General features: G+C 63.6%; 21 protein-coding genes, 1 other RNA gene and 1 pseudogene. 11 read left to right on the forward strand and 12 right to left on the reverse strand.

Annotated elements, in window-relative coordinates; all coding sequences use genetic code 11:
* Window positions 1-129: 129 nt before the first annotated feature.
* The 4 genes from RX328_RS41470 (at window position 130) to dapE (ending at window position 3,884) form a co-directional block, all read left to right on the forward strand.
* Window positions 130-822: a pyrimidine 5'-nucleotidase gene (locus RX328_RS41470; protein ID WP_213251052.1), complete on the forward strand. Its 693-nt coding sequence runs from the start codon at window positions 130-132 to the stop codon at window positions 820-822.
* Window positions 823-1,015: 193 nt separating this feature from the next.
* Window positions 1,016-1,861, forward strand: a complete 846-nt coding sequence (gene dapD, locus RX328_RS41475; RefSeq protein WP_213251054.1) for a 2,3,4,5-tetrahydropyridine-2,6-dicarboxylate N-succinyltransferase — start codon at window positions 1,016-1,018, stop codon at window positions 1,859-1,861.
* Between the two features lie 70 nt (window positions 1,862-1,931).
* Window positions 1,932-2,573, forward strand: a complete 642-nt coding sequence (locus RX328_RS41480) for a DUF805 domain-containing protein (RefSeq protein WP_213251056.1) — start codon at window positions 1,932-1,934, stop codon at window positions 2,571-2,573.
* Between the two features lie 123 nt (window positions 2,574-2,696).
* The gene (gene dapE, locus RX328_RS41485) at window positions 2,697-3,884 is read left to right on the forward strand and encodes a succinyl-diaminopimelate desuccinylase (protein WP_213251058.1); all 1,188 of its coding nucleotides are present in this window, start codon (window positions 2,697-2,699) and stop codon (window positions 3,882-3,884) included.
* A 94-nt stretch (window positions 3,885-3,978) separates the two neighbouring features.
* On the opposite strand, the gene truA is transcribed toward dapE, so the two are convergent.
* The 3 genes from truA to def form a co-directional block, all read right to left on the reverse strand.
* Window positions 3,979-4,716, reverse strand: coding sequence for a tRNA pseudouridine(38-40) synthase TruA (gene truA, locus RX328_RS41490; RefSeq protein WP_213251060.1), 738 nt, complete (start codon window positions 4,714-4,716; stop codon window positions 3,979-3,981).
* 122 nt (window positions 4,717-4,838) lie between these two features.
* A complete protein-coding gene (gene fmt, locus RX328_RS41495; protein WP_213251063.1) occupies window positions 4,839-5,774 on the reverse strand; it encodes a methionyl-tRNA formyltransferase in 936 nt (311 codons plus the stop codon).
* Between the two features lie 137 nt (window positions 5,775-5,911).
* The gene (def, locus tag RX328_RS41500) at window positions 5,912-6,439 is read right to left on the reverse strand and encodes a peptide deformylase (RefSeq protein ID WP_213251065.1); all 528 of its coding nucleotides are present in this window, start codon (window positions 6,437-6,439) and stop codon (window positions 5,912-5,914) included.
* 182 nt (window positions 6,440-6,621) lie between these two features.
* Here def and RX328_RS41505 point away from each other — a divergent pair, with 182 nt between their 5' ends.
* The 3 genes and pseudogenes from RX328_RS41505 (at window position 6,622) to RX328_RS41515 (ending at window position 9,666) form a co-directional block, all read left to right on the forward strand.
* A complete protein-coding gene (locus RX328_RS41505; protein WP_213251066.1) occupies window positions 6,622-7,830 on the forward strand; it encodes a DNA recombination protein RmuC in 1,209 nt (402 codons plus the stop codon).
* A gap of 86 nt (window positions 7,831-7,916) precedes the next feature.
* A pseudogene (locus tag RX328_RS41510) lies at window positions 7,917-8,223 on the forward strand (GIY-YIG nuclease family protein).
* Window positions 8,224-8,301: 78 nt separating this feature from the next.
* Window positions 8,302-9,666, forward strand: coding sequence for an AmpG family muropeptide MFS transporter (locus tag RX328_RS41515; RefSeq protein ID WP_213251067.1), 1,365 nt, complete (start codon window positions 8,302-8,304; stop codon window positions 9,664-9,666).
* Between the two features lie 160 nt (window positions 9,667-9,826).
* Here RX328_RS41515 and RX328_RS41520 read toward each other — a convergent pair whose 3' ends face one another.
* The 5 genes from RX328_RS41520 to ffs form a co-directional block, all read right to left on the reverse strand.
* A complete protein-coding gene (locus tag RX328_RS41520) occupies window positions 9,827-10,246 on the reverse strand; it encodes a hypothetical protein (RefSeq protein ID WP_213251069.1) in 420 nt (139 codons plus the stop codon).
* Window positions 10,247-10,271: 25 nt separating this feature from the next.
* Window positions 10,272-10,877, reverse strand: a complete 606-nt coding sequence (gene recR / locus RX328_RS41525) for a recombination mediator RecR (RefSeq protein ID WP_213251071.1) — start codon at window positions 10,875-10,877, stop codon at window positions 10,272-10,274.
* Between the two features lies 1 nt (window position 10,878).
* Window positions 10,879-11,202 (reverse strand): YbaB/EbfC family nucleoid-associated protein, encoded by a 324-nt coding sequence (locus RX328_RS41530; RefSeq protein ID WP_213251073.1) that lies wholly within the window; start codon window positions 11,200-11,202, stop codon window positions 10,879-10,881.
* Window positions 11,203-11,226: 24 nt separating this feature from the next.
* Window positions 11,227-13,083 carry a DNA polymerase III subunit gamma/tau gene (locus tag RX328_RS41535; RefSeq protein WP_213251075.1) on the reverse strand — a complete coding sequence of 619 codons (1,857 nt, stop codon included), beginning with the start codon at window positions 13,081-13,083 and terminating at the stop codon, window positions 11,227-11,229.
* A gap of 109 nt (window positions 13,084-13,192) precedes the next feature.
* Window positions 13,193-13,289: signal recognition particle sRNA small type (gene ffs / locus RX328_RS41540), an RNA gene on the reverse strand.
* Window positions 13,290-13,515: 226 nt separating this feature from the next.
* Between ffs and RX328_RS41545 the strand changes: the two genes are divergently transcribed.
* From RX328_RS41545 to RX328_RS41560, 4 genes are all read left to right on the forward strand, one after another.
* Entirely contained in the window at window positions 13,516-13,941 is a 426-nt protein-coding gene (locus RX328_RS41545) for an HIT domain-containing protein (RefSeq protein WP_249726303.1), read from the forward strand.
* Window positions 13,942-13,945: 4 nt separating this feature from the next.
* Window positions 13,946-14,896: an NAD(+) diphosphatase gene (gene nudC, locus RX328_RS41550; protein WP_213251078.1), complete on the forward strand. Its 951-nt coding sequence runs from the start codon at window positions 13,946-13,948 to the stop codon at window positions 14,894-14,896.
* Between the two features lie 63 nt (window positions 14,897-14,959).
* Entirely contained in the window at window positions 14,960-15,922 is a 963-nt protein-coding gene (locus RX328_RS41555) for a sugar kinase (protein WP_213251079.1), read from the forward strand.
* Window positions 15,923-15,990: 68 nt separating this feature from the next.
* Window positions 15,991-16,491, forward strand: a complete 501-nt coding sequence (locus tag RX328_RS41560) for an Lrp/AsnC family transcriptional regulator (RefSeq protein ID WP_213251081.1) — start codon at window positions 15,991-15,993, stop codon at window positions 16,489-16,491.
* Window positions 16,492-16,647: 156 nt separating this feature from the next.
* On the opposite strand, the gene RX328_RS41565 is transcribed toward RX328_RS41560, so the two are convergent.
* The 4 genes from RX328_RS41565 to RX328_RS41580 all read right to left on the reverse strand — a co-directional run bounded on the left by RX328_RS41565 (window position 16,648) and on the right by RX328_RS41580 (window position 23,048).
* Entirely contained in the window at window positions 16,648-18,147 is a 1,500-nt protein-coding gene (locus RX328_RS41565) for a phosphomannomutase/phosphoglucomutase (protein ID WP_213251083.1), read from the reverse strand.
* A 117-nt stretch (window positions 18,148-18,264) separates the two neighbouring features.
* Window positions 18,265-18,768 (reverse strand): TIGR02281 family clan AA aspartic protease, encoded by a 504-nt coding sequence (locus tag RX328_RS41570; RefSeq protein ID WP_213251323.1) that lies wholly within the window; start codon window positions 18,766-18,768, stop codon window positions 18,265-18,267.
* A gap of 237 nt (window positions 18,769-19,005) precedes the next feature.
* The gene (gene hrpB, locus RX328_RS41575; RefSeq protein WP_213251086.1) at window positions 19,006-21,606 is read right to left on the reverse strand and encodes an ATP-dependent helicase HrpB; all 2,601 of its coding nucleotides are present in this window, start codon (window positions 21,604-21,606) and stop codon (window positions 19,006-19,008) included.
* 125 nt (window positions 21,607-21,731) lie between these two features.
* Window positions 21,732-23,048, reverse strand: coding sequence for a UDP-glucose dehydrogenase family protein (locus RX328_RS41580; protein ID WP_213251089.1), 1,317 nt, complete (start codon window positions 23,046-23,048; stop codon window positions 21,732-21,734).
* Window positions 23,049-23,178 lie beyond the last annotated feature (130 nt).

The following is a 23,178-nucleotide window of genomic DNA, read 5'->3' on the forward strand; positions in this document are numbered from 1 at the left end:
TCTCAAACTCTTTCCGTCATCACCCGCGAAGGCGGGTGATCCAGTACTCCGAGACGCCCGTTGTTACTCTCAAGGGCCGCGGCGTACTGGATGCCCCGCCTTCGCGGGGCATGACAGCGAGGATGTACGATGAAAACACCCCGCCCCTTCAGCCACATCGACACCTGGGTGTTCGATCTCGACAACACGCTGTACCCGCACCACGTCAATCTGTGGCAGCAGGTCGACGCGCGGATCGGTGAATTCATCAGCGCGTACTTGAAAATCTCCGCGGAAGACGCCCGCGTGATCCAGAAGGACTATTACCGCCGCTACGGCACCAGCATGCGCGGCATGATGACGGAGCATGGCGTGCACGCCGACGACTATCTGGCCTACGTCCACAAGATCGATCACTCGCCGCTGGAGCCGAACCCCGCGATGGGGGCAGCGATCGCGAAACTTCCCGGACGCAAGCTGATCCTGACCAACGGCTCCACCGACCACGCCGGCGCGGTACTGGCGCGGCTCGGCATCGGCGAGCATTTCGAGGCGGTATTCGACATCATCGCCGCCGAACTGGAGCCGAAGCCGGCGCCGCAGACCTATGAGAGATTCCTGCGCGTCCACGGCGTCGATCCTGCCAAAGCCGCGATGTTCGAGGATCTCGCCCGCAATCTCGTGGTACCGCATCAGCTCGGCATGACCACGGTGCTGGTGGTGCCCGACGGCGCCAAGGAAGTGGTGCGCGAGGACTGGGAGTTGGAAGGCCGCGATGCGGCTTACGTCGATCATGTGACGGACGATCTGACGGGGTTTTTGGAGCAGTTGAGCAGAAAGTAGCCCGGATGGAGCGAAGCGTAATCCGGGGAATGTCTCGCAACTGGTGAACAATCCCGGATTGCGCTTCGCTCCATCCGGGCTACGACGCTGGATCACCCGCTTTCGCGGGCGATGACAGCGAACCTGCCTTGACTCTCCCCCTCCAAATCCCGAAAAAGCCCCCCGCTTCGCCCGAAATCCCGAGGAAATCCCAATGTCCCTCTCCGCGCTCGAATCCACCGTCAACTCCGCCTTCGATGCCCGCGACGGCATTTCGACCTCGACCAAGGGCGAGGTTCGCGAGGCCGTGGATCACGCGCTCGAACTGCTCGACAAGGGCGAGGCGCGCGTCGCCGAGCGCGAGGCCAGCGGCAACTGGAAAGTCAATCAGTGGCTGAAGAAGGCGGTGCTGCTGTCGTTCCGCCTCAACGACATGGGCCAGATTCCCGGCGGCCCCGGTAAGGCATCCTGGTGGGACAAGGTGCCGTCGAAATTCGAGGGCTGGGGCGAGAACCGTTTTCGCGATGCGGGTTTTCGCGCCGTGCCCGGCGCGATCGTGCGCCGCTCGGCCTTCATAGCCCGTAACGTTGTGCTGATGCCGTCCTTCGTCAATCTCGGCGCCTATGTCGATGAGAGCACCATGATTGACACCTGGTCGACCGTTGGTTCCTGCGCGCAGATCGGCAAGCGCGTGCATATTTCCGGCGGCGTCGGCATCGGCGGCGTGCTGGAGCCGCTGCAGGCCGAGCCTGTAATCGTCGAAGACGATTGCTTCATCGGCGCGCGCTCGGAGGTCGCCGAGGGCGTGATCGTGCGCAAGGGCGCGGTGCTGGCGATGGGCGTATTCCTCGGCGCCTCCACCAAGATCGTCGACCGCGAAACCGGCGAGACCTTCATCGGCGAGGTTCCTGAATACTCTGTCGTGGTTCCCGGCGCCCTGCCCGGCAAACCGCTGAAGAACGGCCAGCCCGGCCCGTCCACCGCCTGTGCCGTGATCGTCAAGCGCGTCGACGAGCGCACCCGGGCCAAGACCAGCATCAACGAGCTGCTGCGGGATTAATCGAACCGGGGACTTTTCCCGCGCGACTAACGTACCGGATCGCGGGCTTCCGCCCTCCGGAGCGTTGGGCATGAACTGGACCTGGTACCTGTTCCGATTCGATGGCCGTATCAACCGCGCCAAGCTGTGGCTGGCCGGGCTGATCATGCTGGGCTTTCTGGGCACGGTGATCGTAGCAATCCAGAGCCTGTTCGGCGGACCGACATCGATCAGCATTGGTACCAAGGACATCTTCAAGCTGGTGAATCCCGACGTCTATCGGACGCTGAAGCTGGCCGACTTCCCTACGCTCCTCGTCAAGCTGCTCGGCACCGCGCTTCTGCTATGGGTTCATCTCGCCACCTCGATCAAGCGACTGCACGACCGCGACAAGAGTGGATGGTGGATGTTGCCGTTCTTCGTGCTGCCCGGTCTCTATAACGAGTTCGCGGACCAGATGCCCGGTTATTACCTGCCGCGGCTCCTCGGCTTGATGGCACTTATTTTTGGCTTCTGGGGCTTCGTCGAGATCTACTGCCTCAAGGGCTCGCAAAAGACCAACCGGTTCGGCCCCGACCCGCTGGCGCCGCAGCCGCGGCCCGATACGCGGCCGCGCTGGGATCAGCAGAGCGAGATCGAAATGGTGCCGCACAAGGCTAATGCCCACTTTCCGAAGTTCGCGTTCCCTCGCGGCGACTATCTTTCGCGAACTTCGAAAAGCAATAGGCATTAGCAGATTCAACATTCTAGTGCCGCTTTTCGATTTGAAGTCCCTAACCGAACTTGCAGCTTGCGCTGTAGGGACTTCAAATCGGCGGCACTAGCCCGCCGCCGGTTTGGCGTGTTAAGCCGGGCTATGAATGACGCTGTTTCCATTACCCGCGAGCTCGTCCGCTGCCCTTCTGTCACCCCTGCCGATGCCGGTGCGCTCGGCGTGCTCGAACGCCTTTTGAAAGACGCCGGCTTCGAGGTGCATCGCGTGACCTTCGGCGAACCCGGCACCGCCGATATCGACAATCTCTATGCCCGGATCGGCACCGAGGCGCCGCACATCACCTTTGCCGGCCATACCGATGTGGTGCCACCTGGCGACGAGGCCGCGTGGACGCACGGCGCATTCTCCGGTGAGATCAAGGACGGTTTCCTCTATGGCCGCGGCGCGGTCGACATGAAGGGCGGCATCGCCTGCAGCGTCGCAGCCGTATTGCAATATCTCGCCGACCACGGCGGCAAGCCCAAAGGCTCGATCTCGTTTCTGATCACCGGCGACGAAGAGGACATTTCGGTCAACGGCACCATCAAACTGCTGAAATGGTGCGCCGAGCGCGGTGAAAAATTCGATCATTGCGTCCTCGGCGAGCCATCGAATGTCGAGGTGCTGGGTGATTGCATCAAGATCGGCCGCCGCGGCTCGCAATCCGGCACGCTCTATGTCGACGGCGTGCAAGGCCATGTCGCCTATCCGCACCGCGCATCGAACCCGGTACCGGACATTTCGCGGCTGATCGTGGCGCTTTCCGACGAGCCGCTCGATCACGGCAGTGCGCAGTTCCAGGCCTCCAACCTCGAATTCACCTCGGTCGATGTCGGCAACACCGCAAGCAATGTCATCCCCGGACAGGCGCGCGCAAAGTTCAACATCCGCTTCAACGACAACCACACCCAGGAAACCCTGCGCGCGCTGGTCGAGGAACGGCTGGCAAAAGCCTGCGGCAACCGCATCCGCGCCCGCATCGTGTGGGAGTATTCCAACTCCAACGTGTTCGTCACAAAACCCGGCGCGTTCACCGATCTCGCGGTAAGCGCGATCGAGGAAGTCACCGGACGCAAGCCGGAGCTCTCGACATCCGGCGGCACCTCGGACGCGCGCTTCATCTCTAACTACTGCCCGGTGATCGAGTTCGGACTCGTCGGCCAGACCATGCACCAGATCGACGAACGCACGCCGGTGTCCGATCTGGAGAAGCTGACGAAGATTTATCGCGGGGCGTTGGAGCGGTATTTTGCGTTGCTCACCGGCGTCATCATCCGCCCAGAATCGTAGGATGAGTAGAGCGCAGCGATACCCATCATCTCGCCGGTAACGCGATGGGTATCGCTTCGCTCCACCCATCCTACGAAGCCGGCGTCGTGGTCAGCTAATACTCTACCCGCACCAGATACAGCCCTTCCGGCGGGGCGACGGGGCCGCAGGCGGCGCGGTTGCGGGCGGCTAAGGCCGCGGCGAGGTCGTCGGCGCTCCAGCGGCCTTCGCCGACCCATACCAATGAGCCCACCATCGAGCGCACCTGGCTGTGCAGAAACGAGCGCGCCGAGGTGAGGATCGAAACCGCATCGCCTTGCCGGATCACATCGAGCTGGTCGAGCGTCTTCTCCGGGGATTTCGCCTGGCACTCGGTGTCGCGGAAGGTGGTGAAATCGTGCTTGCCGAGCAGCCTCTTGGCTGCGACGTCCATCGCATCCGTATCGAGATGCCGCGGCACCCGCCAGCTCCGCTTGATATCGAGAGCGAGATTGGCGCGGTGATTGGTGATCCGGTAGCGGTAGTGGCGCCGCTTGGCGGAGAAACGTGCCTCGAAATCATCGGCGACGATTTCCGCCGAAAGCACCCCGATCGGGTGCGGACGCAGATGCGCATTCAGCCCGTCGCGCAGGCGGCCCGGCGGAAACGGCTTTTGGATATCGCAATGCGCGACCTGCGCCAGCGCATGAACCCCGGCATCGGTGCGGCCCGAGCCATGGACGCGCACGTCCTCGCCGCAGATCGCCTTCACCGCAGTTTCCAACGCGCCCTGCACGGTCGGCGCGTTATCCTGGATCTGCCAGCCGGAGAACGGCGTGCCGTCATATTCGATGATGAGTTTGTAGCGGGGCATCTCAATCCAGTGGGGCTGTCATCATCCGCGAAAGCGGATGATCCAGTACGCCGCGGCATCGCGGCTCAATCTCTAAAGGCCGCAGCGTACTGGATACCCCGCGTTCGCGGGGTATGACAGTGCTAAGAAAACCGCGCACCAGCCTTCAGCGGCGTGCCGCGCAAGAAATCCGGCGCCTTCATCCGTGCCTTGCCTTCGCGTTGCAGTTCCAGAATGCGGATTGCGCCGTCACGGCAGGCGATCGTCAAACCATTGTCGAGCACCTCACCGGGAGCACCGGCTCCCTTCGCCAACTCACAGCGCAGAATCTTGACCCGCGCCGGCTCGCCGTCGGTGGACAACTCGCACCAGGCGCCCGGAAATGGCGACAGCCCATGAACATGCCGCAGCACCTCCCGCGCCGGTCGCTTCCAGTCGATCCGCGCCTCGGCCTTGTCGATCTTGGCGGCGTAGGTCACGCCGTCTTCGCTTTGTTTCTTGAGCTGCAACCCGCCACGCTCGAGCCCGCCCATGGCGCGCACCATCAGGTCGGCACCGAGCGGCGCCAGCGCATCGTGCAGGTCGGCCGCCGTCATGGCGTCCGTGATCGCGAGCCGCTCGGCCATCGCGACGTCGCCGGTGTCGAGGCCAATGTCCATCTTCATCACCATCACACCGGTCTCGGCATCACCGGCCATGATAGCGCGGTTGATCGGGGCGGCACCGCGCCACCGCGGCAGCAGCGAAGCATGCAGGTTGAAGCAGCCGTAGCGCGGCGCATCGAGAATGGCCTGCGGCAGGATCATGCCGTAGGCGACAACGACGGCGGCGTCGGCATTGCGCGCGCGGAATTCGGCCAGCGCTTCCGGCGTTTTCAGCGTCGTGGGTGTCAGCACAGGTATGCCGAGCCGCCGCGCCTCCTGCTCGACGGGGGTCGGCTGCAATTGGAGGCCGCGGCGGCCGCCAGGCTTCGGCGCACGGGTGTAGACGGCTAAGACCTCGTGGCCGTGGGCCACGAGTTCGAGCAGCGTCGGCACTGCGAAATCGGGCGTGCCCATGAAGATCAGGCGGAGTGGCATGAGGTAGAGATTCCCGGGAACGATTTATTTTACTCGTCATGGCCGGGCTTGTCCCGGCCATCCAGTCTTTGGTGCGGCAAGGAAGAAAGACGTGGATGCCCGGTCAAGCCCGGGCATGACGGTGGAAAGAGTGGGGTCTATCCAGCCGCGCGCTTGGCGGCTTTCGTAAACTTCTTCATCACGCGGTCGCGCTTCAGCTTCGACAGGTAGTCGACAAACAGCACGCCGTTGAGGTGGTCGATCTCATGCTGGATGCAAGTGGCGAACAGGCCGTCGGCGTCCTCCTCATGCACCTTGCCGTCGAGATCGGTGTAGCGGACACGGACCCGCGCCGGGCGTTCGACCTCCTCGTAATATTCGGGGATCGAGAGGCAGCCCTCCTCGTAAACAGACATTTCCTCCGACGAGAAAATGATCTCCGGATTGATGAACACCCGCGGCTTCGGCTTGGTCTCGCCGTTCTCATCCTTCTTGGCGAGATCCATAGTGATCAACCGCAGGGGCTCCGCGACCTGGATCGCGGCCAGACCGATGCCGGGCGCGTCGTACATGGTTTCGAACATGTCGTCGGCGAGTTTACGGATCTCCGTCGTCACCTTTTCGACAGGCTTGGAGACGAGCCGCAACTGCTTGTCCGGCAGGATGATGATTTCTCTGATGGCCATGATTTTTCTCTGGCGCGGGATTTAAGCCGCTGACCTGCCGGGGTCAATGCGCCGCAGCGGGCGTTAAGGCGTCCTTAACCATGATTTTCAAGGCGGCGTTAACCACGAAAATTAGCCCGGCATTTACCATAAATGTTCCCTCTTCGTTCGCGCAAGCCAGCGAATCGGGCTACAAGGCTGACATGAATGAAATTCTCTTCACCGTCGGCGACCTGCCGATTCACGTGGGCGAGGCGCTGGCTGGCTTCGGCGCGCTCGCATTGGTGCTGCTGCTGGCGATTGCCATCGTCATCGCCCGCTCCGGCCGCCGGGGCGCGGAACTGGCGATGGCCCAGGCGATCCGCGCCGACGAACTGGAAGAGCGGCTGAGCGAGATGCTGCGGGCGCAGAGCGAGTCGACCGGGCGGGTTGACGCCATGGCGCAGGCGCTGGCCGGACGCCAGGCCGAGATGGCGCGCGCGGTCAACGAGCGCCTGGATTCGGTGACGCATCGCGTCGGCCAGTCGATGGAAGCGACCACGCGCCACACCATGGATAGCTTGCGGGTGCTGCATGAGCGGCTCGGCATCATCGACAACGCGCACAAGAACCTCACCGACCTGACCTCTCAGGTGACCACGCTCCGCGACGTGCTCGCCAACAAGCAGTCGCGCGGCGCCTTCGGCCAGGCGCGGATGGAAGCAATCGTGCAGGACGGCATGCCGCAAGGCTCGTACGAGTTCCAGTACACGCTCTCGTCCGGCAAGCGGCCGGATTGCGTGGTGTTCCTGCCGGATCAGCGGCCGCTCTGCATCGACGCCAAATTTCCGCTGGAGGCGATGACCGCGTTGCACGACGCGCGCACCGACGAGGAGCGAAAATTCGCCACGCAGCGCTTGCGCAACGACGTGATGAAACACGTCAATGACATCGCCGAGAAGTACCTGATCGCCGGCGAGACCCAGGATACGGCGCTGATGTTCGTGCCATCGGAATCGGTCTATGCCGAAATCCATGACGGCTTTGACGACGTGATCCAGAAAGCCTACCGCGCCCGCGTCGTGCTGGTATCGCCCTCACTGTTGATGCTGGCGATCCAGGTGATGCAGCAGATTTTAAAGGACGCGCGGATGCGCGACGCCGCCGACCAGATCCGCACCGAGGTGCTCAACCTCGGTGATGACCTCGGCCGCCTGCGCGACCGCGTGCTGAAGCTGCAAAAGCATTTTAGCGACGTCAACGAGGATGTGCGGCAGATCCTGATCTCCGCCGACAAGATCGAAAAGCGCGCCGGTCGGATCGAGGAACTCGATTTCAGCAAGACCGATGCGCCGGTGGAAGTGCCACGCTTCGTCAAGAACAGCGCGCCCGAACTGTTCCCCGCCCCGCGCAAGCTGCAGGCGGGGGAGTAGCGATCGTTGCGTTGCCTCGCTATCGCCACATATCAAGCTGTCATCGCCCGGCTTGACCGGGCGACCCAGTATCCCAGAGGCCGCAGTTGGGAACACACAGCTATTACGTCTACATTCTGGCCAGCCGCATCGGTGGAACGCTTTACATCGGCGTGACGAATGGATCTGATCCGACGCATTGGCGAGCATAAGTTGAAGGTCGCCGAGAGCTTCACCAAAAGCACGACGTGACGCGGCTCGTTTTATTTCGAAATCTTCGACCAAATCGAACACGCGATCCAGCGCGAAAAGCGGCTCAAGAAATGGCCCCGAGCCTGGAAGATCTCGCTGATCGAGAAACAAAATCCGGACTGGATTGATCTTTATCCTGAAATTGCCGGGGGCGGCGGATAGGCCTCTGGAATACTGGATCGCCCGGTCAAGCCGGGCGATGACAGTCTTTTTGTTGCAAAATCTGCTAACACCCCCTCCATGACCACACCAGAATCCGCTTCGGTTTCATCTGAGAAAGCCCCCGCGCCAAACTGGCGCGAGGCCTGGGCCGTGTACCTCCAGCCGCGCGTGCTGATCGTGCTGCTGCTCGGCTTTTCGTCCGGGCTGCCATTGGCGCTGTCGGGATCGACGCTCCTGGTGTGGATGAGGGAATCCGGCGTCGATCTCGGCACCATCGGACTGTTCGCGCTGGTCGGTACGCCCTACACGCTGAAATTTGCCTGGGCGCCGCTGGTCGATGCGCTACATGTGCCGATCTTCACCCGTGCCTTCGGCCGCCGCCGTGGCTGGCTGGTGTTCTCGCAACTGCTGCTGATCGGCGCGATCCTGTTGCTGGCGCTGACCGACCCGGTGCGCTCGCCGCTGTTCGTGGCGCTCGGCGCGCTTCTGGTCGCGACCATGTCCTCGACGCAGGACATCGTGGTCGACGCGTTCCGCGTCGAGAGCCTGCCCGAAAGCGAACAAGCCGCCGGTATGGCCTCCTACGTCGCGGCCTACCGGATTGGCATGCTGGTCTCGACGGCCGGCGTGCTGTTCCTCGTAAGCGCGTTCGAGGACACCGGCATCGGGCGCAACGCCGCGTGGATGTGGGGCTATGTCGTCATGGCCGCGCTGGTGCTGATCGGCACCGTCACGGCGCTGGCCGCCACCGAGCCCGAGCAATCCGTGCGCGCGGAGGCCAAGACCCGCGACGAGGCTGCATTGTCTCGCATTATGCATGCGGCGATCGGGGCGTTCTCCGAATTTCTGACCCGCAAGCATGCTTTCGCGGCGCTGGCCTTCGTGGTGCTGTTCAAGCTCACCGACGCGTTTTCCGGCACCATGACCGCGCCGTTCGTGATCGACCTCGGCTTCACCCGCAACGACTACGCCGCGATCGTTAAGGGCGTCGGTCTCGCCGCGACCCTGATCGGCGGCTTTGCCGGCGGCTATGTGGCGCGGCGCTACTCGCTGGTCGCAAGCCTCTGGATCGGCGGCGTGCTGCAGGCGATCTCCAATCTGGTGTTTGCGTGGCTCGCCTTTGTCGGCACCAACCAATGGGCATTGGCCGCCGCCATTTCGGCGGAAAACTTCACCGGCGCGATCGGCACCGTGATCTTCGTCGCCTATCTCTCGGCGCTGTGCCAGAACCCGTTGCATACGGCGACCCAATACGCGCTGCTCACCGCGCTGGCCGCTGTCGGGCGCACCTATCTGTCCTCCGGCGCCGGTTATGTCGCGGAGGCCACGGGCTGGCCGCTGTTTTTCGTGATCTCCGTTGCGGTCGCGGTGCCGAGCCTGATTCTGATGGCCTGGCTGCAACGGCGCGGGCATTTTGAGGCGCTGGGGCCGGTGCGGGTTTAGTTGCTCGCCGGCATCCGCAAACCCAAATCGTCGTCACCCGCGAAAGCGGGTGATCCAGTATTCCAGAACAGTTGCGATAGAGCCGAGAGAGCGCGGCGTACTGGATCGCCCGGTCGAGCCGGGCGACGACAGCGGTATCTGTGGCAAGGACAACAGCTCCTCAGTGCTTCGTCACCACGCTCCACTTGGTGATTACGGCCTCGCTGATCTGCCCGGCATCCTGCGCGCAGGCGACTTCGTCGACCTTGACCGAAATTTCCTTGCCGATGAAATTCTTCAATTGTGCAGCCTGCGCCTCGCTGCTGGTGACGAGCTGGAACGTCTCAGGCCCCGTTTCGAGATCGCAGAGCCCGTTCGGCGGCGGCAGCCGGCGCGGCTCGCTGATGATCTGGTAGGTGGCGGCGCGCTTCTTGCCGCCCTTCATGGCGTTGAGTTCGCCGGACAGGACGTCGCCGGCATTGATCGGCTTGCCCGGCTTCGGCGCGGGCTCGGCCTGCTGCGCCCATGCGGAAGGCGCGATCAGCGCCGCCGCCATGATGGCCGCAAAACAATAGCGCTTGCCGAATCGTGGTTTCGTCATGTCGATCAGTTCCGTTTGGTGATGGTTAGAACAGCGTTCGCTGCCGCATGGCAGCCGATAGCGTACCTTCGTCGAGATAATCAAGCTCGCCGCCGACAGGCACGCCATGGGCAAGCCGGGTGATCTTGACGTTGGCGTCCTGCAGGAGATCGGTGATGTAATGGGCTGTGGTCTGGCCATCAACCGTGGCGTTCAGCGCGAGCACGATTTCGCTGACTTGTGATTCGTGCGCGCGTGCGACCAGCGCGTCGATTGTCAGATCCTGCGGACCGACGCCGTCGAGTGGCGACAATGTGGCGCCGAGCACGTGATAGCGGCCGTTGGTCGCATTCGCCCGCTCCAACGCCCAGAGGTCAGCGACGTCGGCGACCACAACGATGGTCGAAGGATCGCGCCGCGGGTCGGTGCACACGGTGCAGGGATTTTGCGTATCGATATTGCCGCAGGTCTTGCAGACCTGAATCCTGTCGATTGCAACCTGCAGCGCGCTGGCCAGCGGCGTCATCAGCGCCTCGCGCTTCTTGATCAGGTGCAGAGCCGCGCGCCGCGCCGAGCGCGGCCCTAACCCCGGCAGGCGCGCCAGAAGCTGGATCAGGCGTTCGATTTCAGGGCCGGCAACGCTTGCTGCCATTTCAGCCGAGACCGAGAAGTCCAGGCGGCAGGCCGAGCCCGCCGGTCAGCGCCTGCATCTTTTCCATCGCCGCGGTTTCCGCTTTGCGCCGTGCGTCGTTATGCGCGGTGACAAGCAGATCCTCGAGCACTTCGCGCTCGTCGGCCTTCATCAGCGACGGATCGATCTTCACGCCCTTCACTTCCATCTTCGCGGTCATGCGCACGGCAACCAGCCCGCCGCCGGAAATGCCCTCGACCTCGAGATTGCCGAGTTCTTCCTGCATCGCCTGCATCTTGGATTGCAGCTCCGCCGCCTGCTTCATCATGCCGAGAAAATCAGCCATTCATCCGTCCTCTCGAGAGTCCGATCAGTCGTCGTCGCCGTCGGAAGTCTCGTTCAAGTCGTCAGTGATAATATTGGATTCCGGCGGCTCGGCGGCAAGCCTTCGCACCTCGACGACCTTGGCGCCGGGAAACCGCGCCAGCACCTCCTGGACGCGCGGATCGGCCTCGGCTGCGCGGGCGTGCTCGTTTCTCGCCTGCTCGTTCTGCGAGCGCAATGTCGGCTGGCCGGCCTCGTTGGAGACGATCACGGTCCAGCGCCGCCCGGTCCACAGTTCCAGCTTGCGGGAGAGGTCGTTGACCAGCCCGCGCGCCGCGTTGCGCTCCAGCGCCACTTCCAGCCGGCCGTCCTCGAATCGGACGAGGCGCATATCGGACTCCAGCGCCGTCTTGGCCAGGATATCGCGTTTCTCGCCGGCGAGCGCGACGAGTTGCGGAAAGGTGGTGATCCGCAGAACGGGCGCGGATTCGGTTTGGGCCGACGGCGCCATCTGCGGGCGCGCGGAAGCTTCCGCGCCGGAGCGGGGCGAGGCCGGCGCCCGCATCGGCGATGCAGACATCGACGACGAACCCGGCATCGAGGACATGGTCGGGGCCGGCGCAGCCCGCGTTGGCGCCGCGCTGCCCGCGGCGATTTGCGCGCCCCCGCCGTTCTGGTCGAGCATCCGGATCGCTTCGTCCGGCGTCGGCAAATCGGCGACATAGGCGATGCGAACCAACACCATTTCGGCTGCCGCCGCCGGCCGGGTCGCAGTCTGCACCTCGGTGATGCCCTTGAGCAGCATCTGCCACATCCGCGACAGCACCCGCATCGACAGCTTTGCGGCAAATTCGCGGGCGCGGACGCGCTCCGTCTCGCCGAAAGCGACGTTGTCGGCGGTAGCGGGAACGATCTTCACGCGGGTAACGAAATTGACGAATTCGGCAAGGTCGGACAGCACCACGACCGGATCGGCACCCACGTCATATTGGCTGCGGAATTCGCCGAAGGCGCTTGCGATATCGCCGCGCGCCAGATGCTCGAACAGGTCGATCACCCGGGTGCGATCCGCAAGACCCAGCATCTGCCGCACGGCGTCGGCACGGACAAGGCCCGCCGCATGCGCGATTGCCTGATCGAACAGCGACAGCGAATCGCGCACCGAACCTTCCGCAGCGCGGGCGATGATGCCGAGCGCCTCGGGTTCGACCTCGACACCTTCCTTTTTCGCGATGTTGGACAGATGCGCCATCAGCACATCCGCCTCGACGCGGCGGAGATCAAAACGCTGGCAGCGCGACAGCACCGTAACAGGGACTTTGCGGATTTCGGTGGTGGCGAAGACGAATTTGGCGTGCTCGGGCGGCTCTTCCAGCGTCTTCAGGAAGGCGTTGAACGCGGCCGTCGATAGCATGTGGACTTCGTCGATGATGTAGACCTTGTAGCGGGCGCTGGCCGGCGCATAGCGCACGCTGTCATTGATCTGGCGGACGTCGTCAACGCCGGTATGGGACGCGGCGTCCATTTCCAGCACGTCCATGTGCCGGCTTTCCATGATCGCCTGGCAGTGCACGCCGAGGTCCGGCATGTGGATAGTCGGCCCCTTCACCGAACCGTCAGGTTTTTCGTAATTGAGCGCGCGGGCGAGAATCCGCGCCGTGGTGGTTTTGCCGACGCCGCGGACGCCGGTCAGGATCCAGGCCTGCGGAATCCGGCCCGTTTCGAACGCATTCGAAACGGTGCGGACCATGGCCTCCTGGCCAATCAGGTCGTCGAAGCTCGAGGGGCGGTATTTTCGCGCCAGGACCCGGTAGGGCTTGGCGGTCTCAGGCCTGCCGCCGAGATCGAAGCCGGCCGATCCGGCGCCTTCGGGGTGATCGGGGGGAGCGCCAGCATCACTCATCGGTCGATCCGCAATTGATTGTCTCTCAGGGCCGGCTTGCGGAACGGAGCAAGATCAGGCGCACGGCGCGGACCCGGCCGCTTCCATGCGCTTTTCGCTCGAAAAACAGGTAGGAGACTGACGAGCGACCCGATCCGGACCTCGTTAGGGCTGCTTCCTTCCGGACCTGACCCGGTTGGCGAGTGGCTCGTCCACCGCCAATCTCCCGATCCCTATTTGGGGCCAAAAGGGCCGGAAAGCAAGCGGGGCTTTCCCTGTCATACCCCGCGAAAGCGGGGTATCCAGTATGCTGCGGCCCATCGGTGAAACGGCAGCGCCGCGGCGTACTGGATCACCCGCTTTCGCGGGTGATGACGCCTTGCTATGAAACGAGAGGAGTGCCCTCCAGAAGGCACTTATAGGCCCGACATGCATCGGGCATGGGAACTCTTGATGCCCTCTGACGCCTCCGCCTGGTCGCTGCATTCCCAGCTCAAGAAGGACACCATCGACATCGGCGACTTGCCGCTGTGCAAGGTGCTGGTCATCAAGGACGCGCATTACCCGTGGCTCCTCCTGGTGCCGCGCCGGGAGGGTGCGGTGGAAATCATCGATCTCGACGACGTCGCGCAGGCGCAGTTGATGACCGAAATCGCGCGGGTTTCGCGGGCGCTCAAAGAGATCACCAAATGCGACAAGCTCAATGTTGCCGCGCTCGGCAATCTGGTGCCGCAGTTGCATGTCCACGTCATCGCGCGACGCACCAGCGATGCGGCCTGGCCGCGCCCGGTCTGGGGCGTGATGCCGCCGCTGGCGCACGACGCCGAGGAAGTCCAGAATTTCATCAACGCGCTTCGCCGCAAGATCTGGTTGGGTTGAACAGATGTCCGCATTCGACAAGTATCCGCTGGGGAAGCCTGCTTTCGTTACCCATATTCTGGATCGCGCCGCGCATCTGCGCACCAATGACGAAAAGCTGTTCGCGCTCGAGAACCAGCGCAACGCTAGCGCCTATGTGATCTACCGCGACTCGCTCTTGGTGAAACAGGAGACGGACGGGCCGCGCGTGCTGCTCGGCATCGAAGAGGCGGTGAAGCTCGGCGCCAATCCCGGCACGATCTTTCTGGGCTTGCGCGACGGTGCGCCGGTTTTCGGCATGGGCATTTCGGCCGCGGCCGTGGAGAAGCTGATGACGCGCGACGATGTCGCCGTAACCGAGCTGCGCGGCATGGCCATGCAGGGCACCGTGCCGCCGGAACAACTCTCCGCGATCGCCATGGCTAAATCGATGGTGACCTGGCATCAGCGCCACGGCTATTGCGCCAATTGCGGTACCCGCACCGCGATGAAGGAAGGCGGCTGGAAGCGCGAGTGCCCGAGCTGCAAGGCCGAGCACTTTCCGCGCACGGATCCGGTCGTAATCATGCTGGTTACGCACGGTGATCGATGCCTGCTCGGCCGGCAGAAGCAGTTCATGCCCGGAATGTGGTCGTGCCTCGCCGGCTTCGTCGAAGCCGCCGAGACGATCGAGGACGCAGTTTGCCGGGAGATTTTCGAAGAATCCGGCATTCGTTGCACCGACGTGAGCTATTACATGACGCAGCCATGGCCCTATCCCTCATCGCTGATGATCGGGTGCTCTGCCCGTGCGCTCAACGAGGAAATCGTGGTCGATCGCGCAGAACTCGAGGACGCGCGTTGGTTCGGTCGCGCCGAGGTCGCTCTCATGCACAAGCGCCAGCACCCGGACGGCCTGTTTGCCGCGCACCCCTTCGCCATTGCGCATCATTTGATCGGTCAATGGTTGCATGGCGGAAAAGATAACGGCGCATAGCAGGGAACCGGCGCCTGCCAGCTCAATTGACTGGGGACTTGAATCGACATGACGGATCCACGCATGAACTTTCAGGACAAGGCGCCGAAAATACCTCCGCGTGTCCTCTGCATCGGCATGCCGGTGCGTGACCTCACTTTTCATACGCCGGGTGTCCCCGGGCGCGGTTCCAAGGAGAACGCTACCGCATTCGACGAAATCTGCGGCGGCAACGCGCTCAATGGCGCGATCGGTATCGCTCGGCTCGGTGGCCGCGCTTCGATCTGTGGGCCGATGGGCGATGCCAAGGAAGCATCGAGCCGCTTCATCTTCGAGCAGATGGCCCATGAGGGCATCGACACAAAACATCTCATCCACATGCCGGGGCTGGTGACGCCGATCTCGGCGGTGATGATCGATCCTTCCGGCGAGCGCACCATCGTAACCTTCCGCGATCCGAAACTGTGGCATGTGAAATTGCCCGACTTCGATACGCTGCTGGACGACTGTGCCGCCATTCTCACCGAGAGCCGCTGCGCCGAATTCTGCACCGAGCTTTGCGCCGAGGCCGTGCGGCGCGGCATTCCCGTGATCGTCGACGTTGATCGCGCCATGTCGCTCCGCGAAGGCCTGTTGAACGCCTCCACTCACCTGGTGTTCTCGAGCGAGCCGCTGCAGGAGACCGCAGATGTGACCGACGACGCCCAGGCATTGAAGAAGATTGCAAAATTGACCCCGTCATTTCTGGCGGGAACCCGAGGCCCGAGAGGCACGATCTGGCTCGACGAAAACGGAGATGTTCAGGAAACCCCGGCCTTCCCGGTGCATACGGTGGACACCCTCGGTGCCGGCGACGTGTTCCACGGCGCGTTCGCGCTCGCGATCACCGAAAAGCAGGAATTGCGGCAGGCGCTCCGATTCGCCTCCGCCGCGGCGGCGCTGAAATGCACCCGCTTCGGGGGAGCCTTCGCAGCCCCTCAACGTGGTGAAGTTGCAGAGTTTTTGAGCCACGGCCAGGCTGCCGACCGGGCACCCACTGGCCAATAAGCGGGCTTGCTATAGAAGAATTTTCTCTATATGAGGAGATAAGACCTTTCATATGGAACATTCTTCTCATGACCGAGCTCGCCGTTCAGCTCCCTGAAGCCAGCCGCCGCCTGGATGCCATTGACCGCAAGATCCTGACCGTGTTGCAGGAGGACGCGTCGCTATCGGTCGCCGAGATCGGGGACCGCGTCGGGTTGTCGTCGACGCCGTGCTGGAAGCGGATCCAGCGGCTGGAGGCCGACGGCGTGATCCTGCGCCGAGTGGCGCTGGTCGACCAGAACAAGATCGGGCTCGGCATTTCCGTGTTCGTCTCGGTCGAGAGCTCCGACCACTCGGAAGCCTGGCTGCGCAAATTCGCCGACGCCGTCAGCGCCATGCCCGAGGTGATGGAGTTTTACCGGATGGCCGGCGACGTCGATTACATGCTGCGCGTCGTGGTCGCCGACATGGCGAGCTATGACGTGTTCTACAAAAAGCTGATCAGCGCCGTGCCGCTGAAGAACGTCACCTCGCGATTTGCGATGGAGAAGATCAAGTCGGTGACCGCGCTGCCAGTGCCGGCGGCGTAACGGGCGATCGCGCGACCATTCACTCCGCTGTCGTCACCCGCGAAGGCGGGTGACCCAGTATTCCAGAGACGTCAGAGATTGAACGATAGGCCGCGGCGTACTGGGTCCCCCGCCTTCGCGTGGGACGACAGTCATGACCGGGGCGACGACACTCCCTCAAATCTTCTGGTTATACTCACCCACTTCCGGATGCGTGCGCAGCACCGAATCCATCGCCTCGAACATGTCGCGCATGCGCTGTTCGGAAACCGGACTCTCGACCACGACCACCAGCTCCGGCTTGTTCGATGAGGCCCGCACCAGACCCCAGCTTCCGTCCTCGACGGTAACACGCACGCCGTTGACGGTGACGAGATCGCGGATCTTCTGGCTGGCGACCTTGTCGCCCTTGTTCTGCAGCGCTTCGAAATGCTTCACCACGGCGTCGGCGACGCCGTATTTGGCCTCGTCGGCGCAATGCGGCGACATGGTCGGCGACGACCAGGTTTTCGGCAGCGCATTTTTCAGATCCGACATCGACTTCTCAGACGCGCGGTCGAGCATTTCGCAGATCGCAATTGCCGAGACCAGGCCATCATCATAGCCGCGGCCGAACGGCTTGTTGAAGAAGAAGTGGCCGGATTTTTCGAAGCCTGCCAGCGCGCCCATCTCGTTGGTGCGGCGTTTCATGTAGGAATGGCCGGTTTTCCAGTAGGCGGTTTTCGCGCCCTGCTTTTGCAGCACCGGATCCGTGACGAACAATCCCGTCGACTTCACGTCGACCACGAACTGCGCTTCCTTGTGGATCGCCGACATGTCGCGCGCCAGCATCACGCCGACCTTGTCGGCGAAGATCTCCTCGCCGGTGTTGTCGACGACACCGCAGCGGTCGCCGTCGCCGTCGAAGCCCAGGCCCACATCGGCCTTGTGCGTGAGCACGGCGTCGCGGATCGCGTGCAGCATCTCCATGTCTTCCGGATTCGGATTGTATTTCGGAAAGGTATAGTCAAGCTCGGTGTCGAGCCGGATGACTTCGCAGCCGATCGCCTCCATCACCTGCGGCGCGAACGCGCCTGCGGTGCCGTTGCCGCAGGCGACCACCACTTTCAGCTTGCGTTTCAGCTTCGGACGCTTGGTGAGATCGGCGATATAGCGCGCGGGAAAGTTCTCGTGGAATTGATAGGAGCCGCCGGCTTGGTTTTTGAAATCGGCGTTGAGCACGATTTCTTTCAGCCGCGTCATCTCGTCGGGGCCGAAGGTGAGCGGGCGGTTGGCGCCCATCTTGACGCCGGTCCAGCCATTGTCGTTGTGCGAAGCCGTCACCATCGCGACGCAGGGCACGTCGAGATCGAACTGCGCGAAATAGGCCATCGGCGTCACCGCGAGCCCGATGTCGTGCACCCTGCAGCCCGCGGCCATCAGGCCGGAAATCAACGCGTATTTGATCGAGGCCGAATAGCTGCGGAAATCGTGGCCGGTGACGATTTCCTGTTTGACGCCGAGTTCCGCAATCAGCGCACCGAGCCCCATGCCCAGCGCCTGAACGCCCATCAAATTGATTTCCTTCTCGAACAGCCACCGCGCGTCATATTCGCGAAAGCCGGTCGCCTTCACCATTGGCCCGGATTCGAAGTCATACGTATTCGGAACCAGCACGGATTTGGGCTTCGGGAACATGGGATTGCCTTGTCATGAAAGCGAGGGAACCGCAGCCATAGCGAAAGCGCAGGCCGGGCGAAAGGCGGGCCGACGCGTTTTGACGGTCAATTGCGGCGGTTTGGTAGCGGGGTAATCTTACTGTTCCAGCACCAGTCTGCCGTTGGCGTATTCGAAGCGCTTCAGCTTCGACAGGAACGACAGGCCGAGCAGGTTTTCGGACAGCGCCTCGTCCGGCAGCACCACCGCGTCGACATCGCGCACGACGAGGCCACCGAGTTCGATCACGGCAAGCCGCGTGCGCGCGGCCTTGATGGTGCCGTTGGCCGTGCTGACGGTCGCATTGTAGTCGCTGCGCGAGGGACGCAGGCCGAAGCGGGCCGCCGACTTTTCGTTCAGCGCCACCATCGAGGCGCCGGTGTCGACCATAAAGTTGATGCGTTGCCCATCGATGCGGCCGTCGGTCTGGAAATGGCCGCGCGCATCGCGGGGAATGTCGAGGCTGCGGCCGGAGGCTCGCGCGACGGTTTGCGCTGGAGCCATGTTTGACGACGTGCTGGCGGAGGCCGAGGCCGGCGACATCTTGTCTGCCATCTGCGCCATGTAGGTGCCGAGGCCGACCAGGACGGCGGCAAGGATCATCAGGTTACGCATCACGCCACACTCGATTGCCAGACCGCCGATATCACCACGCCAGCCGCGAAATCGCGACTAACGGCGATGACCGGGCAGGCCATTTTGACGAAAAGGATGAGCGAAGTGTTAACGGGAACAATCGTCATACGCGGCTTGACCCGCGTATCCATCAATCTTCAGAAAAAGCCTCTTCTCAAGAACGATGGATTGCCGGGTTAAGCCCGGCAATGACACCCGAAACGCTCACGTCCCGCGCGGCTTGACGCGGCGGGTCGGCAGCGCGGTGGCAGGGTCTTCCGGCCAGGGGTGACGGGGATAGCGGCCGCGCAGATCGGAGCGCACGGCCGCATAGCTGCCGCGCCAGAAACCTGGAAGGTCGCGCGTCACCTGCACCGGGCGTTGCGCCGGGGACAGCAATTCCAGCACCAGCGGCACCTTGCCTTTGGCGATCGAGGGATGTGTGTTCAGTCCGAACAATTCCTGCAAGCGCACCGCGATGGTCGGCCCCTGCTCCGCCTCGTAGTCGATCGCAAGCATGGTGCCGGTTGGCGCCTCGAAATGCGTCGGCGCCTCGCGCTCCAGCCGCGCGCGCAACTCCCATGGCAATAGCGTCATCAGCGCGTCAGAGAGATCGCCGGGCGAAAAATCCTTCAGCGAGGTCTTGTCGTACAGCGCGGGCACCAGCCAGTTCTCGGCTTCGGCTGCCAGCGCACCATCCGACAGATCGGGCCAGCCATCACCTTCCGCCTTGCGCAGGAACATCACGCGGTCGCGCCATTGCTTCAGCGATTTCGACCACGGCAGCTTGTCGAGCCCGGCGGCAACCAAACCCGCAGCGAAAATGCGTGCGGTCTCTGCCGAGGGCGTTAGCGCCACCGGCGCCTCCGACAGCGTGATCGCATGCAGCGTCCGCTTGCGGCGGGCACGCAGCGCCATTGCGCCGCGATCGAACGAAATCTCTTCGGTGTCCTTGATCTGATCGGCGAAGCGCGCCTCGATATCGGCTTGTGCAATCGGCGCCGCCAGCAGAATGCGCCCCTGGGCTGCGGTGCCGGTCAATTCGGCAACGGCAATATAGGGCGCGCGCGCCAGCGACGAGGCTTGCGCTACGGCGGCGCCACGGCCGTTGGCGAGCACGAAACTGCCATTGCCGCGATTGCGGGCGATGCGATCGGGGAAGGCGAGTGCGAGCATGACGCCCGTGGAAAGTCCTGCGTCAGGCGAGCGCGAATGGTAGGGCTCCCCTCCCCCTTGCGGGGAGGGGTTGGGGAAGGGGATGGCCGCAGGAAAGACTTCCCGTGTGGCCCCCTCTCCCCGGCCCTCCCCCGCAAGGGGAGAGTGAGAAGAGAGAACGCGCTCCGTCGCTGCAACCTGCTGCGCCCAGCGCTGCGCCAAGCTGCGCGCGCTGGAAGCGCGTGGCGAGCGGTCGCGGCGGAATTGGTCGAGCCTTTGGTCGAGATCGACGCTGTCGCCGCCGAGGCCGCGCTCGGTGAGGATTGCGGCGATTTCGGCGGCCTCTTCGCCCGCGCCCAGCCGATGCGAATCCACGATCATGCGTGCTAGCCGCGGCGGCAGCGCCAGCGCACGCAGGCTCTTGCCCTCTGCGGTGATGCGGCCGTCGCTATCGAGAGCGCCGAGTTCGAGAAGCAGGCTGCGCGCTTCCTTCAGCGCCGGCGCCGGCGGGGGATCGAGAAACGCCAGCGTCGCCGGATCGCTGACGCCCCATTGTGCGAGGTCGAGCACCAGCGAGGATAGATCGGCCGACAGAATTTCGGGCTGCGTGTAGGCGGCAAGCGACGCTGTCTGCGGCTCGTCCCACAGCCGGTAGCACACGCCAGGCTCGGTGCGGCCGGCGCGGCCGCGGCGCTGATCGACCGCGGCGCGCGAGGCCCGCACGGTCTCCAGCCGGGTCAGGCCAATGTCAGGCTCGTAGCGCGGCACCCGCGCCAGTCCCGAATCGACGACGATGCGGACGCCCTCGATGGTCAGCGAGGTCTCGGCGATCGAAGTCGCCAGCACGACCTTACGCGTTCCTTTCGGCGCCGGCGCGATGGCGCGGTCCTGCACGGCGGCCTCCAGCGCGCCAAACAGCGGCACGATCTCGACGCTCGCGTCATGAACCCGCTCGCTGAGAAAATTCTGCGTACGGCGGATTTCGGCGGCGCCCGGCAGAAACGCCAGCACCGAGCCGGGATCGGCGCGCAGCGCGGTGGCGATCGCATCCGCCATCTGCCGCTCGATGGGTGCGTCCGCCTTGCGGCCGAGATAGCGCGTCTCCACCGGAAAGGCGCGGCCTTCGCTGGCAACGACAGGCGCATCGCCGAGCAACTTGCCGACCCGGGCGCCATCGAGGGTGGCCGACATCACCAGGATACGCAAATCTTCGCGCAGGCCGGTCTGCGCATCGCGGGCCAGCGCGAGCCCCAGATCGGCATCGAGCGAACGCTCGTGAAATTCATCGAACAGCACGGCCGCAACGCCGTTCAACTCGGGATCATCGAGAATCTGGCGTGAAAAGATTCCCTCGGTGACGACCTCGATCCGGGTAGCGCGCGAGATCTTCGAGCCAAAGCGGACGCGATAGCCGACGGTCTCCCCCGCCCGCTCACCGAGCGTTCGTGCCATCCGTTCGGCGCTGGCGCGCGCCGCGATCCGCCGCGGCTCCAGCATGATGATCTTCTGGCTCTTCAGCCAGGGCGCATCGAGCAGCGCGAGCGGCACCCGCGTGGTCTTGCCGGCGCCGGGCGGGGCGACCAGCACCGCGGCGTTGTTAGCCGCGATCGTGCGCCCGAGTTCGTCGAGCACCGCGTCGATCGGGAGAGGGGTATCAAAGGTAAGAGGCAATATATCACCACGTCGTCATGCCCGGGCTTGTCCCGGGCATCCACGTCTTTCTTGTCCGGCCAGAAAACAAGACGTGGATGGCCGGGACAAGCCCGGCCATGACGGAATTATTGGCGAGCGACGTATCACACCTTCGGCTCAGGCGCCCGTCCCACACTCTCGTAAACGAAGCCTTGCGCGGCCATGTCCTCGGGGCGGTAGATGTTGCGCAGGTCGACCACCACGGGCTGCGCCATTTCATTCTTCAGGCGCTCCAGATCAAGCGCCCGGAACTGGACCCACTCGGTGACGATCACCAGCGCATCGGCGCCGCGCGCGCATTCGTAGGGGTCGGTGCAATATTCGATCTCGGGCAGTTCCTTCTTCGCCTGCTCCATGCCGACCGGATCGTGCGCGCGCACTTTCGCGCCCATGTCGAGCAGGCCGGTGACGAGCGGAATCGACGGCGCCTCGCGCATGTCGTCGGTATCGGGCTTGAAGGTGAGGCCGAGCACCGCGACCGTCTTGCCGCGCAGGCCGCCGGTTGCGTTGGAAACCTTGCGTGCCATCGCGCGCTTTCTGATGTCGTTGACGCCGAGCACGGCCTCGACGATGCGCAGTTGCACATCATGATCCTGCGCGATCTTGACCAGCGCGCGGGTATCCTTCGGAAAGCAGGAGCCGCCGAAGCCCGGACCCGCATGCAGGAATTTTGAGCCGATGCGGTTGTCGAGCCCGATGCCGCGCGCGACTTGCTGCACGTCGGCGCCGACCTTTTCGGAGAGATCGGCAATCTCGTTGATGAAGGTGATCTTGGTGGCGAGGAACGCGTTCGCCGCGTACTTGATCAGCTCCGCGGTGCGCCGCGCCGTAAACATTAGCGGCGCCTGGTTAAGCGACAGCGGCCGGTAGACGTCGCCGAGCACCTTGCGCCCGCGTTCGTCATCGGTGCCGACCACGATACGGTCGGGGAATTTGAAGTCGCGGATCGCGGCGCCTTCGCGCAAGAATTCCGGATTGGAGGCGACCACGACGTCAGCCGTGGGATTGGCCTCGCGGATCAGCCGCTCGACCTCGTCGCCGGTGCCGACCGGCACGGTCGATTTGGTCACCACCACTGTGAAACCGGAGAGCGCGGCTGCGATCTCGCGTGCGGCGCTGTAGACGTAAGTGAGATCGGCGTGGCCATCGCCGCGCCGCGACGGCGTTCCGACCGCGATGAACACGGCATCGGCTTCCGCCACCGGCGCGGTCAGGTCGGTCGTAAAATCCAGCCGCTTGGCCTTGACATTGGAGGCGACCAGCGCGTCGAGGCCGGGCTCGAAAATCGGGATCTCGCCTCGGCGCAGCGCTTCGATCTTGCCGGCATCCTTGTCCACGCAGGTGACCTGGTGGCCGAAATCGGCAAAGCAGGCGCCGGATACCAGCCCCACATAGCCCGTGCCAATCATGGCGATTCGCATGAAAACAATCCGTATTTGATGGTTAACGCTAATCCCGATTTGCGGGCGTCTTAGAGCATTTTTCATCAAAGGGGAAACCGGAAAAGCAGCGCAGATCCCGGCATGGCCTTTGTATGGAGAAAGAAGAAAG

This window comes from Bradyrhizobium sp. sBnM-33, assembly GCF_032917945.1.
Lineage (GTDB): Bacteria > Pseudomonadota > Alphaproteobacteria > Rhizobiales > Xanthobacteraceae > Bradyrhizobium.